This window comes from Alteromonas sp. DYW1, from assembly GCF_059752595.1.
This window is the reverse complement of sequence record NZ_CM186038.1, coordinates 412018-427743: the sequence shown is the minus strand read 5'-3', so window position 1 is coordinate 427743 and position 15726 is coordinate 412018. Positions and strand designations below refer to the sequence as shown.

Sequence of the window (15726 nt, the reverse complement as noted above, 5' to 3'; positions counted from 1 at the left end):
GCTTAATCCTCTGCTTGCTTGGCGACAAGTGTGCGGGTTAATAAACTGGTGGTTTGCTCCTCCAAGCGACGGCTTATGCCCTCAGAAAGACTATTTAAAAAACTGTGTCCGAATAAGAGTGGGATCGCCACCATAAGACCGAGTACGGTCGTCATTAGCGCCTGCGATATACCACCGGCCATTAGCTTTGGATCGCCGCTACCAAAAAAACTGATACTTTGAAAGGTAATAATCATCCCAGTCACCGTTCCCAGTAATCCTAAAAGAGGCGCTATGGCGGCTAGTAGTTTGAGTAAGTTCTGCCCCCGCTCTAGGGTATTTAACTCGTGGATCAGTGCTTCATCGACTTGCAATTGCAGCGCTTGCCAAGCATCACCCTCTTCACTCTTAGATAACGCCATCGGTGTTAGTGTGAGGCTCGACAATTTAAGTAGCACCCGACCTAATGCATTATCTGAGGTTGGCGTTTCCAGGTGTTGCAACTGGCGTTGTAAACGGTACTGTTGCCATAGCAATATCAGCATGCGCCAAACAATAATGAGTGCACCCAATGCTCCTATCACAACGATAATTTTGCCAATGACACCGCTTTGTTCAAACCGTTCATGCAAGTCTGGGCTCCATGCCAATAGATTTAACAAGCTGCCGTTGGAAGGGTCTACATATAGCGTGTGAACGTCTGCGTTGCTTTGAAAAAAAGCTTGGTTAACCTGATTCTCTCTACTGCTACCGGCGACAGTCAGAAATTCACGAGTTTCCGGAATGTACTGTAAGAAACCTTGTTGAGTGTAGCTACTGAAACCCCCAAATTGATACACGCGTTGTTGTTCAATCTGGCCGTCCTCCTGCACAACTGGCGCGATAAATTGCTGCATATTGCCCGCTAAGGTCATCTCTTCCTGCACCAGTAGCCAAAGTGTCTCCAGACGCGACAAACTCAATCCCTGTGCCGGATCTTGAATAGTCTCAACTTTGGCACGCCGCTCAGGTAGGCGCATACTGGTAGGCGACTGTTGCAACGCCGCACTAAAATCACTGGCCATCTGTTCCAATACCCCCTCGACATCACCAATTTCGCGTTTGCGTTGGGCTATTTGGTCTTTTAACTTCTGTATTTCAGAGCTGTTACGTTCGGTTTGTTGTTGCAACGGATTATTGGCACGTTGGTAGCGCTCAAACTCTTCCTGTGCCTGCTGTAATGCTTGTGCTTGCAGTTCCTTATTTTGGATAAAACGCGCCTCACGCTCCGCCATATGGCGACGCTCTTGCTCGCGCTCTTGCTTAACTTTTTGCAACAATGCTTGGTGATCTTGCTGAGCATAGGCTGTATTAATTAATGCTAAGAGGGTGCCGACCAGCAACCATGTCTTACTCGTCTGCATATTGCACCCAATCGGTGGTCATCGGTAACGGTAACAACTCAGGTGCAATGCGCTCTGTTGCTATTTGAATCGCCCGTTTTACGTCTGGCACGAATGCTTGTGGCAATACTTGCCACGCGCGCCGTTGCTTATTCCATAGCGCCGCTTCTGATTCGTCTAGGGTAAGATAGTAGAAACCCACGCGACCAACCCGTAAATAAGTCACAATGAGGTCACTGTCGGCGATGTTGCCAGTAGAAGCACTGAGCGTATCGCGCCAAGATTCAACACTTCGCCCGTATTCATATTCAATTTGCCACGCTTCCATCAGCAGACGGTATTTATCGGGCAAAGCCTGTGCTCCGGAATAAATGCGGCTGCGCAACTGCTGCAAGCCATCCATACGCGTTTGAAAATGAAAAGGCACATCTAGCACCACAAACTCCTCCAACGCGACAAGCATGCTCTGTAATAGTGGCATTAGTAAGACTTCAACAGCGTCAAGTTCCTGCAATTGCCGCTGTAGATTTGCAATTTCCTCTTGCTGGGCTTGCTCTTTTTGTTGCAGTTGAAAATTATAATATTGCTGGTAATCCTTCTTCTGCAACAATTCTCGGTAGGTTTTGAGAAGCTGGGCAGTTTGACTGTCCAGCTGATCGATTTTCTGCTGCGATTCGGCAAGGGCTTGATGCGTATCTTGGAGTACTTGAATGGGCTCAGAAGACTGACTATCCGTTGATGCGCTGGACATAAAACAAATGAACGCTGTTAGCGCAGCAATTCGTGGCAGTAAAAAATTCATAAGCGTATCGATCCTTGACCTTATCACGTCACCATTAATTAAAAGCGTCGATATGTAAGCGCTGCCTGAAACGATAACTGTAGACACATACCAGCAAAAATTAAAGTCGCTTTTACTCGCTAGCTACAGGAATCGCCAAGAGCAGGTTGCACTAATGCCAAGATTACTGATGTAACGTCTTTAAGCATTAATCACCTTGATCATTTTCAGGCGGCTCTAGCTCCATGGAATCATGTATCGCTGGTGCTTCCAGCTCAATAGCGTCAACGCGCTGCAAGCCCCGCGGTAACTTATTACCCCGGCGGCCGCGTTCACCTTTATAATGCTCGAGATCACTGGCGCTCAATGACATACCGCGTTTGCCCGCAATAATGCGAACACTCGCCCCTTGCGGCACAACACTAAGCACTTTGACATATTCCTCGCGCGATTGTGCCCGCGCACTCGGAATATTAATAATCTTATTCCCCTTACCTTTACCTAGCGTGGGCAAGTCTTTAAGTGGAAACATTAACATGCGGCCTTCAGTGGTAATGGCTAAACACCAATCCGTCGCAATATCCACGACCCGCTGTGGCGTTAATGTTTTTGCTCCGGTCGGTAAAGAAAGGTAAGCCTTTCCTGCTTTATTTTTACTCACCATGTCGACAAATTTGCCAACGAAACCATAGCCGGCATCAGAAGCTACAAGATATGCTTGCTCATCGGCCGCCATTAGCACATGTGCGAATGATTCGCCGGCCACGATAGAGAAGCGACCCGTCATTGGCTCCCCCTGACTGCGTGCAGAGGGCAAGGAATGCGCATCACAGGCAAAGGCTCGACCGGAGGTATCGAGGAACACGGCTTGCTGATTACTTCGCCCAATTGCACTGGCAAGGTACTTGTCGCCAGACTTATAACTCAACCCTTCGGCATCAACATCATGGCCTTTGGCACAGCGCGCCCAACCTTTTTCTGATAACACCACAGTTACCGGCTCTGATGGGACTAATTCTTTTTCTGAAAGCGCTTTGGCATCGCTACGCTCAACGATGGGCGAGCGGCGATCATCACCATAAGTTTCAGCATCAGCAAGGAGTTCTTTCTTGATTAAGGTTTTCATGCGTTGCTCACTACCCAAAGTGAGTTGCAACTTATCACGCTCGGCAGCGAGTTCTTCCTGCTCGCCTCGGATCTTCATCTCTTCCAGTTTGGCCAAGTGACGAAGTTTTAGCTCCAAAATCGCTTCTGCTTGGGTGTCTGTCAGGCCGAAACGACTCATTAACACTGGTTTGGGCTTATCTTCGTTACGGATAATCGCAATGACTTCATCAATATTGAGAAATGCGATTAATAAACCTTCCAAAATGTGTAAGCGTGCCAGCACCTTATCGAGACGATATTGCAACCGGCGAGTCACCACGTCCTTGCGATACACTAACCATTCGGACAAGATAGTTTTAAGATCTTTGACTTGTGGACGCCCGTCCAGCCCTATCATATTGAGGTTGACGCGATAATTCTTTTCTAAATCGGTCGTGGCGAACAGATGTTGCATTAACTGTTCTGTATCGACGCGATTGGAGCGCGGAGTGATTACCAAGCGAGTCGGATTTTCATGATCCGATTCATCACGCAAATCGCTAACCATAGGTAACTTTTTAGCCTGCATTTGCGCTGCAATTTGCTCTAAGATTTTTCCACCCGAAGCTTGGTGTGGTAATGCCGTAATAACGATGTCACCGCTTTCTTCATGAAATACCGAGCGCATTTTAATCGAACCACGACCACTCTCATAAATCTTTGCGATCTCGCTTCTTGGCGTGATGATTTCAGCTTCTGTGGGATAATCAGGGCCCTGTACAATCTCTAATAATTCAGATAATTCAGTTCGACTGTTATCCAACAATTTGGCACAGGCGTTAGCGAGTTCGCGCACGTTATGCGGCGGCAAATCAGTCGCCATACCTACAGCGATACCAGTGACGCCATTCAGTAGAATATGCGGTAAGCGAGCGGGTAGTACTTTGGGCTCTTTGAGTGTGCCATCAAAATTTGGGATCCAGTCAGCAGTCCCCTGCCCTAATTCATTAAGTAATACTTCACTGAACTTCGAGAGCCGCGCTTCTGTATAGCGCATGGCTGCAAAGGACTTTGGATCATCCGGAGCCCCCCAGTTGCCTTGCCCATCGATCAGCGGATAACGGTAAGAAAACGGTTGCGCCATCAACACCATGGCTTCATAACAAGCGCTATCACCATGCGGATGAAACTTACCCAAAACGTCACCGACTGTGCGAGCGGATTTCTTATATTTGGCATTTGCGCTTAAACCAAGGTCTGACATCGCATAAATAATCCGACGTTGCACCGGCTTTAACCCATCACCTATGTGTGGCAAGGCACGGTCCATAATGACGTACATGGAATAGTTTAAGTAAGCATCTTCGGTGAAGCGCTGCAGAGGAAGTTGCTCAACGCCGTCCGCGTTGATCGTAATGTTGTCACTCATAAGCTAGTTGTACTGTATTTTTGCTGTTGTTTTGGTAACAATGACGTTTGAGTTTTCTCATCATAAACGATTCATTGCCAGAGTGATATGAGCTTTACAAGTAATATGACAATAAAAATGCAGCCGCGCCGCTTCAGCCTCATATCCTTCAGTCAAATCGTTGTTGTGAGCCTTTTGCTGACATTTGCTCTTGGCGCAGCCCAATTCGCCAATGCGCAAATTGCCATGCAGTTATTAAACGAGGATGACTCAATCAGGCTTTCTGATAACTTTTTAGTTTATCGTGAAGGAAGTTCTCAATGGCAAATCAGTGATGTGATGAATTCACGTCAGCTGTTTAGTTGGAGCGCCAAAGAAAACCCTAATTATGGTTTCAGCGACCACGGATTGTGGTTAATGGCGACCTTTACCCATTTCACCGAAAATCGCAAGTGGGCCATCGATGTCGACTTTAGTCAGTTAGAAAAGGTCGACTTTTATCTGGTTGCCCAAAACGAGATCATTGCCCAATCGCAGCAAGGGAAATTGCGTTCGGAACAAACCTATCGGATCCCAGTGTTGCTTGCAGAGATCCCAAGTAACACCCCTATCCAACTCTACCTGCGAATTCAAAGCAATAGTTCAAGTTTGATTGCCCCTGTTACCATTCGCTCAGAACAGCAACATATCAAATCTATGCTAATTGACAGCATTTTATGGGGCCTGTTCTATGGCGGATTAATTATCCTAGCAATCTATAATTTGGTGCTTTATTTCAATGTTAGGGAGAAAAGCCTTCTCACCTATGTTGGCTACATTTCCACTGTATTAATTTGGCAATTCGTATGGGGTGGGCACGTCCATTTAATCGACAGTGACGTGCTGTATCCATGGTTAATCAGTCACACCAATTTACTCTTTATCATTATTGGTCTGAGTAGCGGGATCTTCACTCTAACCTTCTTGAACACCGCGAAAACTGCCCCCAAAGCTCATATTGTCGTGATGCTAATGCTGTATTTACAAGCGATTCTGGGCATAGCATCGTTACTCAACTTTATGCCCCCTATTTGGCTAAATGGCACTATTTATTCGGTCGGTATACTTGCGATTTGTAGCTATATTGCTGCGGGCTTTGAGAGCTATGCCAACGACTTTCATCCCGCGCGTTATTTCATATTTGCGTGGGGCATGTTAGCAATAGGCGCCGTCGTGGGCATACTCAGCTTAATTGGTGTTTTACCCTCCAATCGCTTTACCGCGTATTGCTTTCAAGTCGGCGTTTTCCTAGAAGCCGGAATTTTCTCATTGGCATTGATGGAGAAAAGTCGCACTCAGTTAGAAAGCGAAGTAGAGCAGGCCACTACCGATTTACGCAATAACATGGAGTTGATCGAAGAGCAGAACGCGCGTTTAGATATTGCGCGTAAAGATGCGATCAAGGCGAGCAACGTAAAATCGCAGTTCTTGGCGAATATGAGTCACGAAATTCGCACTCCCCTAAACGCTATCCTTGGATTTAGTCGAGAATTGATGCACGCATCGCTCCCCACGGAAAAACAGGAGCAAGTGAAAATTATTAATGACGCGGCAGACGGATTGCTAGCCATTGTCAATGATATCCTCGATTTTTCTAAAATCGAAGCTGGCAAGCTCCAGTTAAATAACCAGCCATTTGCCCCCAATCAATTACTTGAGGACATGGTCAGTCTGATGGCGAAGTCTGCCCATCAAAAGCAACTGGAGTTTATTTTTGAGCTCGGTCAATTGCCTGACAAATTGATCGGTGACGTATTTCGGATCAAGCAGATCCTCAACAATTTACTCGGCAACGCAATTAAATTCACCGCTAGCGGAAATATCACTTTTAGCGCACATGGCCGGCATTTACCGCATGGTTTGTATGAATTGCAACTTATTGTGGCGGATACTGGGATTGGGATTAGCCGTCAAGATCGGAAGAAATTATTCAGTGCCTTTTCACAAGTTGATGATGCGCTTAATCGAAACTTCCAGGGCACCGGATTGGGTTTGGTTATTTCACAAGAGTTAGTGCGTTTGATGCGTGGGCAGTTAACCCTGCACAGCACCCCCGGTCAAGGCAGTACGTTTTGCGTAACTTTGCAAATGAACCAGCTCAGTAACCGCTACTACTTAAGTCCCAGTGAAGAGTGGCGTGGAAAGCATGTGGTTATTTATGATCCTCTGCCAGCAACGCGACAAGCCAGTGCCAAACTGTTAAAGCTGCTGGGCGCCAATGTCACTAGCATCGAATCATTGGATTTCTTGAGTGAATACGATAATCAGGGGCATAGCGTCGACTTTTTATTCGCGTGTTTACCGCAATATAAGTTGGAACACCGCAACGACGTCCTGAGCCACTTACTCCACTTTAATGCCGGTAAACGCATTTTATTGTATTCAGGCCCCGATCCATTCAACCATTATCCTAGCTTAAGTCAGCATTTTAATACGCAACTCAGGATGCCGTTAACGCCCAACAAGATTGACAGTTTGTTGCGCGCTCCGCAATCGACGGATAGCAATCTGGACGACGCACGTCTCAGCCAGCTGCCCAAGGCAACCGTTCTCGCTGTTGATGATATGGAAATGAATTTGCGCCTCATAGAAACTTGGTTACGCGATTCTCCAGTGTTATTAACGCTGACACAAAGTGGTGCAGAGGCCGTACAGGAATGTCAAAAACAAGCCTTTGATATTATCTTGATGGACGTACAAATGCCCAACATGGATGGTTTGCAGGCAACCCAGTTGATCAGAAAAAGTGAAAAAAATGCCGGAACCCCGATTATCGCCGTTACTGCTCACGCATTCAAAGAAGAGCAGGAACGTTTGATGGCATCAGGCATGGATGACTATTTGCCAAAACCTGTCGAACTCTCCCAACTGATTGATGTGATCAATCGCTGGTGCGTTAATCATGATATACAGCCAGAAAAACAACCCAGCATTGATTGGGCATTAGCGCTTAAACGGGCGAATGGCAACGAAAATACTGCGCTCGAATTATTAGATGCCTTTATTAGCCAGTTGCCGTCTTGCATCGAACAAATCGAAAATGCTTGGCACAGCGCACAGTATGAAGTTCTACTGCAGCAAATCCACCGCATCCACGGAGCCAGTTGCTATACCGGTGTCGCACCATTTCAAAGCGGGTGCGATGAACTAGAGTCAGCATTAAAACGCAATCAGATGGACAGAGTTGATCAATTACTGCCCATCTTAATTGCCGAGAGTGAGTCGGTGATTAAGGATGGCCTAGAGCATTTAGCTAAGCTGCGCTCTTAAAGTGCTTTTGAATCTGTATGCTGCTGTTGGCTAATTTGCTCTTGGCAACTGCGCAATAACACGACAAATTCACTGACTGGGCGGTCGAGCTCAGCGGCGGCAATATATAGGTCATATCCCAAACGCTCACGCAATTTTTGCATCCGGTGCGCCAACATAGCTTTAATGCCGCGCAATATCTCACCATTATCTAGTTTGAACGTATCGTCTTCCAACAGGTCTGCGCTAGCGCATGTACCAGTGGCGCATTTTCCATCGGGATTTTGCAGCAACAATGGCCGCTGCTCCATCAAAATATTAGTTGCCAGACGCGGAGAGATTGCATTTATGACCGCTGCAGAATCGCGCAACCGTATGCCGATCATTTCAAGGTCATGACTTTGTAATCCGCGTGTGACACGCGGCGCATCGATGCGTTGAATGTTATCCCAAGCAACCAGCCACTGGCCATTCCGATGGTTATAACGGATCCCTGAGGGAGATATTTCGAGGCTAAAATCAGGCTCACGGATCTTAAACCAACCCATAATTACGCCAACGATACCTGCGCTAGCAATAAAAACCCCGGCTAAAAATAAATACTCTCGAAACAGCGAGAGAATAATAAATCCTGCTGCAATCAGCGCGCAGCCAATGAACGTAGTCGTAATACCATTACGCTTAGACTGTGCTCTGATCCGAATAATTGCGTCATTGCCAGACATACAAATACACCAATAGCATGATAACTCCCCACAAGATAATCAAGCGCCAGCGTTTGCAAGTAGCACAGGTTGTATTCCACCAACTATTTGCATCGTTACGCTTGTTCATCGCAGAAGACTCTAACTTGTTCAATTGATGTATACGATATTACGACTTATTCAGCTCAGACAAATAATATTCCGCCGTCGCTGGTCTAGCACTGGGCGTATTAGCCATGCGTGTATTCGCTCTGACGCGACACAACCATGCCACAATTGAGGGCGTAAATAGCAGTGAAAGGATAACCGAAAAACCCACTCCACCCGCCAAGACAACCGCCAGCGGTGGCCAAAAAGTCCCTTCACTGAACAATAACAAAGGCACGAGTCCGCCCACAGTGGTAAAAGTGGTCGACAGTATGTGGCGGCTACAACTCATCGTTTCGGCAATAATCGCTTGGGTATTCCCCTGCTTTGCCTCTGGATTACCATTAATTGCAGCGATTACTACAATCGAACCGTTAATAGCCACGCCAATTAATCCTGCACACCCAAGTAATGGATTAAAGCCAATCGGTAAGCCACTGATCCAGAGACTGAAAAAACCGAGGCCGACCGAAAGTATTGCAACCAACGCAATCACGCCCGCCATGCGCACGCTATTAAACGTCAAAATTAACGTAGTGATCATGAGTACTAATAGTACTGGAGCATAGGTGGCAAGTTGCCCCACCGCTTGTTGCTGTTCATCTGCATCGCCAGCCATTTTGATGCGATATCCTTGTGGTAGCACCATATCACCATTCTCCAACCGTGCTCGCAATTGATTGGAGACATCGATAGCCGGCACGCCGGGCAGTAGAAACGCCTGGATACGATTTAAACGCTCACCGTTTTTACGGGTGATCCCTGAAATTGTTGGCTCCAGCGTAAAATCCCCCAAAGCAGCGACCGTCGTGGCAGTAGAGCCATTTTGCGCAGTACCTTGTAAAGGTTGATTGGCAATATCAATCAGCGATTCACGTAAATCCTTACCTAATCGCACGCGCACAGGGATATCTTCGGTGCCTTCTAAAACAGAGCCACCAACCTGTCCACGCAACGCTGTTTGCAGCTGTTGCGCGATACTCGCCAATGACAAAGCCGCTAATTCTGCATCGTCACTCACCGTATTCAGTCGCAATTCAGGTTCTGTTTGCGTAATTGAAGCGATCGATTGTGTGATCCCGGGCACTTCTGTCATCGCCAATCTGACTTGCATCCCAAGCTCCGTCAGTGTTTCCAAGTCCGGTCCAAAAATATCGACTTCAATCGGGGCTGCAATCGGCGGTCCTTGGCCAAACGCCCGCACCACGATTTTAAGGTTAGTGAACTGTGCACTTAATTTATGCTGTAATTGCCCAATTAATTCAGCCGCAGCCCCTACCGATTCAGCAGTGACGACGGCGTTGGCAAAATTAGGCGTATTATCACGCTTCATGACTTGATTGTAATAAACGGATGGAGCTGACCCCCCAACCAGCCAAGTGACTTGCTCGATTGCGGGATAATCACGTAATGCATTATCTAAACGCAGGGTCTCTGCCTGGGTGTGATCGATCCCACTGCCATCTGCTGTCCATACATAAATTTCGAACTGGTCACGGTCAGCACTCGGGAAAAATACATTCGCCAGTTGACCAGACAGTACAAAACCACTTAAACAAAAGATAATCACCAAAGGCAATGCAATTAGCGGGCGTCGAATCGCACTGAGAATAAGTCGACGAAACATGCCACTAATTGCCGGCATCTGCCAGCCTGCCAAGTACCAAGCACGCGAGGCAGCAGGTGCGCGGGATAAAAAACGCGCGGCTAATGCAGCAATAATCGTCAGGGAGATAAACAGCGAGCCAATGAGTGCCATAACCACACTGATGGCAATCCCACCAATAAAATCGCCGATATTACCACTGAGTAAAAACACTGGCATGAACCCCAAAATGGTGGTCAGCGTCGATGCTGTAAGTGGCGCAAATAAATGCTTTAAGGTCTTTTCTAGCGCCTGTGCACGCGACAAGCTATGATCCTGCAAGTTTAGCCGGGTTTCGTCGGTGATCACGATAGCATTATCGATTAACAACCCGATCGCAATGATGATCCCAAAAATCGACATTTGATGGATTTGTTCGCCGTAAAAACTCAAACTAAATAACGCGAATGCGGCACATAAAGGCAAAGCAATGCCAACAATTACCGAGGCTTTGATCCCCATAAAGATCAGTACAACTAGCATCACAACGGCACAACCCATCAGTAGATTCTGAGATAGTTCAGACAGACGTTGCTCAGTGTAGGTGTTCTGCTCAAAGACTAATGCAGTACTCAATGTACCTTGGAATTCTTGGGTGAATCTATCCTCAACAGCCTTGACTGCCTTGGTCCACTGATCAACTCGAACGGTTGTTTGCATGCGAGCAGCAACAAAAATAACCTGTTCGCCATTTACATAGGCGATATCGTTCATCGGTTGCTGATATTGCCGAGTAATACTGGCGACATCATTGAGACGTAAAAACAAACCGTTATCGTTTAATAGCGGAATGTTGCGGATAGTATCAAGCCCGGCCAAGGGCTCGGCCACTTGTAAGCGAATGTTCTGTGATTCCGTGTAAATAACACCTGCAGGTAATTTAGGGTCAGCAGCGCGTATCGCCTGAGCAACCTGAGCAATCGAGAGGCCGGCTTGTGACAATCGTTGTGGGTCAATGCTAACCACAAACTCTTCTTGCGGATCGCCATAAATCCGCACCAATTCGGTGCCACTCACATTACGAATACGATCAGCAAATTCATTAGCCAAGCGTGTGATCATCGACATCGGTGTGGTGGCAGGGAAGTTTGGTTTTAACGCATACAGCACAGTAAAAGCCGTAGCACCGCGTTTTTCGTCGAGTACCGGTTTGCCCGTCCCTGCAGGAAATTGCTCGGCGACTTCGGCAATTGCATCCCGAACCTCAGAGAACAATTGTTCGTTACTGGAATTGTCAATCCAGTCTTGCAACTCAATGGAAATCACCGAGATTTCAGCTCTCGACGTTGATTCGATCTCTTTGATTTCAAAAATTTCGCGTAGTCGGTCTTCTAATACGTCCGTAACTAATGCTTCTACCCGTTCTGCAGATGCGCCCGGGTAAGGCGTAATGACCAGCATATTGCGGGTGTCAATCCGTGGATCTTCCAAACGTGGCAAATTGGTTAACGCTGAATAGCCCGCCACCAAGATAATAACCATACTTAATAGCAATAAATGACCACGCCGGAAAAACAGGGAATACCAACTATAGGTTTCGTGTTGTGCGGTCGGCCCCATCATCTGCGCTCCGCGACAGCGTCAATTTGTACTAATTTTGCAGCGACCTGCTGTCCAGGAGCCAAGCGGTGTGTACCGGAAACGACAACATGCATGTCCTGGGCAATCGCACCACGTACAAAGGCGAACTCTCCGTCGCTGTACAAAATTTCGATGGCGCGCGGTGTTACTGATGTTGCCCCCGGCTGCTCTACGGTATAGATATTCCATAAACCGCGCACGCCATGACTCAACGCAGCCAATGGAACCCAAGCGCCAGCTTCGCGTATCTCAATGCTCAATTCGAGCGCAAGTAAGTCACCAGGTAATAGACGATTGCTGACCAGCTGACTGGCAGGTTGTAGTTGAAACACCGCATCAATACTCCGTGTCATTTGATTACGTTGTTGCCCAATAGCGCGCAATACAGCCGGGTAGGCGCTGTCTTCACTGCGTAAGGTATAGGTTTGTCCAACGCTAATCTGGTGCACTAAGTCGGCAGGCATGGGTAGACGAACTTCCGCTGCCCCGTTGGCAAGTAACTCAAACACGGGCTGCCCAGCAGCAACGACCGTTCCCTGATCGATAAAGCGCGCGGTCACCACGCCCGCATAAGGCGCACGCAACTGACTCTTATCAATACTGACTTGAATACTTTCAACGCCAGCCTGCGCCTCATTAACTGCTGCTGCAGCAGCAGCTACACGCTGTCTCGCCTCATCTAAGCGTTGCTGTGATTCTAAGCCTCTCGCCACCAGATCATTGATGCGCTGAAGTGTGCTTTGCGCCAAGTTGGACTCTGCCTGAACCCGTTTTAGGCTGGCCAACGCTTGCTTTAACTGGCTTTGCAGTAGTACCACATCAAGTTGCGCAATGCGTTGCCCAGCGGTAACACTCTCGCCATCATCGACCAAGACTTTGGCAACCAAGCCCCCCAGTTCAAACCCCATGCGCGCCACTTGCGCCGACTCTACCCGACCAACAATTCGATGCATCTTTTGATAGCTGTCTTGCCATTGCAAAGTGCTAACCTCGACGTTTGCAATACGGCGTAACGACTCTGGATCTGCCGCTTTTCCCTGGCCAGACATAAACAAAAGTCCGATGAGGCTTAAAAAGCAAACGACAATGATACCCATAAGGGAAAGTTTAGAAGTGGTATCAGACATTAAGCGGATTCCTGAAAATAATTACTGGACTATCCAGTTCACTATATGGGAGAGTAGTTTAAATTTACTGGACTGTCCAGTTTGATAATTATACAAAAAAGTAATAATACAGCAGCTTTTACGCATCCAGCTCAGCTATCTGTGCATTGTTAAGGTGCGCTTGGTTGTGTCATTTGCGCTAAAATTTAGCCATACCAGACCGCAAAAGACTAACGACGCCTGCCGATTAACTTGCTACAATTGCGGAGTTTCAGTCCTAGCCTTAAGAATTGCGATGAACTCATTTACTGGTCAACATATCTTATCGGTAGAGCAATTTGATCGAGCCGCTATAGAACAAGTTTTTCGTGTCGCAGACAGCATGCAACCTTATGCTCTGAGGCAAAAGCGCACAACCGTCTTGAACGGGGCCATCTTAGGTAATTTATTCTTTGAAGCCAGTACCCGCACCAGAGTCAGTTTTGGTACCGCGTTTAATCTATTAGGCGGGGAAGTGCGTGAGACAACCGGTATGAGCTCTTCTGCTCTGGCCAAAGGCGAATCCTTATTCGACACCGCACGGGTTCTGTCAGGTTATTCCGATATCATCGCCATGCGACACCCGCAAGCCGGTTCTGTCGCGGAGTTCGCAGAGGGCAGTCGCGTACCCGTGATCAACGGTGGCGACGGTGCGAATGAGCATCCCACCCAAGCACTATTAGATTTGTACACAATCGATAAAGAATTGCGTGCTCATGGCGCGAAAATCGACAACTTACACATTGCCATGATTGGGGATCTAAAGCATGGACGCACGGTTCATTCGTTATCTAAACTATTAGCCTTATTTAAACATGTGCACTTTACCTTGATCTCACCAAAAGAACTTGCCATGCCGGCAAGCGTGGTCGATGTCATCACTCAGTATGGTCATCGCATCACCATCACCGATCAACTGAGCGGCAGTGTTGATGCGGATATTTGCTACCAAACCCGCATCCAAGAAGAACGGTTTACCTCACAGGAAGAAGCCAACAAATACCGCGGTAAGTTCCGGCTGAATCAGGACATTTATACCAAACATTTCAAATCAAATACCGTCATTATGCATCCGCTCCCCCGTGATTCCCGGGCTGAGGCAAATGAGCTCGACAATGATCTAAACCTAAATCCGAATTTAGCCATATTCAGACAGACAGATAACGGCGTATTGGTTCGAATGGCCCTCTTTGCCCTAACGTTAGGTGTTGAAAATATCGTCAGCCAATACGATCGTGACGTTGTTTGGCATACCAATAAGTAAAAGATGAGAGTTTAATGCAAAAATCAGAAGTTCTATTTACCCGCGCCCAGAAAACGATTCCCGGCGGAGTCAATTCTCCTGTACGCGCGTTTAAGGCCGTCGGTGGCACACCGCGGTTTATTACCAAAGCTGATGGCCCCTATATCTATGATGTTGATGGTAAACGTTATATCGACTATATCCAGTCATGGGGCCCCATGGTATTGGGTCATAACAACCCGACGATTCGCGAAGCGGTTATCAACGCGGCACAAAACGGTTTGAGTTTTGGTGCACCCACTGAAGCTGAAATCATTATGGCGGAGTTGGTGGCTGAATTAGTTCCTTCCATGGAAATGGTTCGTATGGTCAACTCGGGGACTGAAGCGACTATGTCAGCCATCCGTTTGGCGCGCGGCTACACCAATCGTAACAAAACGTTGAAATTTGAAGGGTGTTATCACGGCCATGCCGACGCCCTGCTGGTCAAGGCGGGTAGTGGCGCCCTAACGCTGGGTGTGCCGAGCTCACCCGGTGTACCTGAAGACTTTGCGAAGCATACGTTAACCGTCGAATATAATAATCTCGACAGCGTGCGACAGGCTTTTGCGGAACACGGAGACGACATTGCTTGTATAATTGTTGAGCCCGTCGCTGGTAACATGAACTGTATCCCTCCCGTGGACGGTTTTTTGCAAGGGCTGCGAGATATTTGCGATGAATTTGGTGCGTTGCTGATCTTTGACGAGGTTATGACCGGCTTTCGCGTTGCACGCGGCGGAGCACAGGAGCGTTACTCAGTTACCCCTGATCTGACCTGCTTAGGTAAAGTCATTGGTGGTGGAATGCCAGTAGGTGCTTTTGGCGGTAAGCGCAAAATCTTGGAATACGTTGCTCCCACCGGCCCAATTTACCAAGCGGGCACGCTGTCTGGAAACCCGATTGCAATGGCTGCTGGACTAGCGGCGTTAAACCAATTGCGCGACAGAGCGATGTATCAGGAGATCTTCACTCAAACTGAGCGCTTGGCTAAAGGCCTTACTGCATGTGCACAGCAGCACGGTATTCCAATGACTTATAATATCGCTGGGAGCATGTTCGGGATCTTTTTCACTGAGGTAGAAAAAGTCACTAACTATCAGCAAGCGATTAATTGTAATACCGCCCAGTTTAATGTGTTTTATCATGCCATGTTAGATGAGGGAGTGTATTTAGCACCCGCTTCATATGAGGCCGGTTTTGTGTCTAAAATGCACACGCCGGATATTATTGATGCAACCCTTGCTGCAGCTGACAAAGCGTTCGCCAAAGTCGCAGCGATGTAACGAGAGTATAGA

At 47.5% G+C, this 15726-nt stretch carries 9 protein-coding genes; 3 read left to right on the top strand and 6 right to left on the bottom strand.

From position 1 onward, the window contains the following. Window positions 1-2: 2 nt before the first annotated feature. The 3 genes from AC121Z_RS01905 to parC form a co-directional block, all read right to left on the bottom strand. Entirely contained in the window at window positions 3-1382 is a 1380-nt protein-coding gene (locus AC121Z_RS01905; protein ID WP_498126193.1) for a MotA/TolQ/ExbB proton channel family protein, read from the bottom strand. Beyond that, the gene (locus AC121Z_RS01900) at window positions 1369-2163 is read right to left on the bottom strand and encodes a DUF3450 domain-containing protein (protein ID WP_498126191.1); all 795 of its coding nucleotides are present in this window, start codon (window positions 2161-2163) and stop codon (window positions 1369-1371) included. The genes AC121Z_RS01905 and AC121Z_RS01900 overlap by 14 nt, the downstream gene beginning before the upstream one ends. Window positions 2164-2350: 187 nt before the next feature. Further along, entirely contained in the window at window positions 2351-4657 is a 2307-nt protein-coding gene (gene parC / locus AC121Z_RS01895; RefSeq protein WP_498126189.1) for a DNA topoisomerase IV subunit A, read from the bottom strand. A gap of 225 nt (window positions 4658-4882) precedes the next feature. Between parC and AC121Z_RS01890 the strand changes: the two genes are divergently transcribed. Next, window positions 4883-7945 (top strand): hybrid sensor histidine kinase/response regulator, encoded by a 3063-nt coding sequence (locus tag AC121Z_RS01890; protein WP_498128119.1) that lies wholly within the window; start codon window positions 4883-4885, stop codon window positions 7943-7945. Here the strand turns inward: AC121Z_RS01890 and AC121Z_RS01885 are convergent. The 3 genes from AC121Z_RS01885 to AC121Z_RS01875 all read right to left on the bottom strand — a co-directional run bounded on the left by AC121Z_RS01885 (window position 7942) and on the right by AC121Z_RS01875 (window position 13128). After that, window positions 7942-8649 carry a DUF2982 domain-containing protein gene (locus AC121Z_RS01885; protein ID WP_498126187.1) on the bottom strand — a complete coding sequence of 236 codons (708 nt, stop codon included), beginning with the start codon at window positions 8647-8649 and terminating at the stop codon, window positions 7942-7944. The genes AC121Z_RS01890 and AC121Z_RS01885 overlap by 4 nt on opposite strands. Before the next feature lie 148 nt (window positions 8650-8797). Further along, window positions 8798-11983 (bottom strand): efflux RND transporter permease subunit, encoded by a 3186-nt coding sequence (locus tag AC121Z_RS01880; RefSeq protein WP_498126186.1) that lies wholly within the window; start codon window positions 11981-11983, stop codon window positions 8798-8800. Next, window positions 11980-13128: an efflux RND transporter periplasmic adaptor subunit gene (locus AC121Z_RS01875; protein ID WP_498126184.1), complete on the bottom strand. Its 1149-nt coding sequence runs from the start codon at window positions 13126-13128 to the stop codon at window positions 11980-11982. The genes AC121Z_RS01880 and AC121Z_RS01875 overlap by 4 nt, the downstream gene beginning before the upstream one ends. Window positions 13129-13402: 274 nt before the next feature. On the opposite strand from AC121Z_RS01875, the gene AC121Z_RS01870 reads away from it, so the two are divergent. Then, the gene (locus AC121Z_RS01870; protein WP_498126182.1) at window positions 13403-14410 is read left to right on the top strand and encodes an aspartate carbamoyltransferase; all 1008 of its coding nucleotides are present in this window, start codon (window positions 13403-13405) and stop codon (window positions 14408-14410) included. A 14-nt stretch (window positions 14411-14424) separates the two neighbouring features. Further along, entirely contained in the window at window positions 14425-15714 is a 1290-nt protein-coding gene (gene hemL, locus AC121Z_RS01865; RefSeq protein ID WP_498126180.1) for a glutamate-1-semialdehyde 2,1-aminomutase, read from the top strand. Window positions 15715-15726 lie beyond the last annotated feature (12 nt).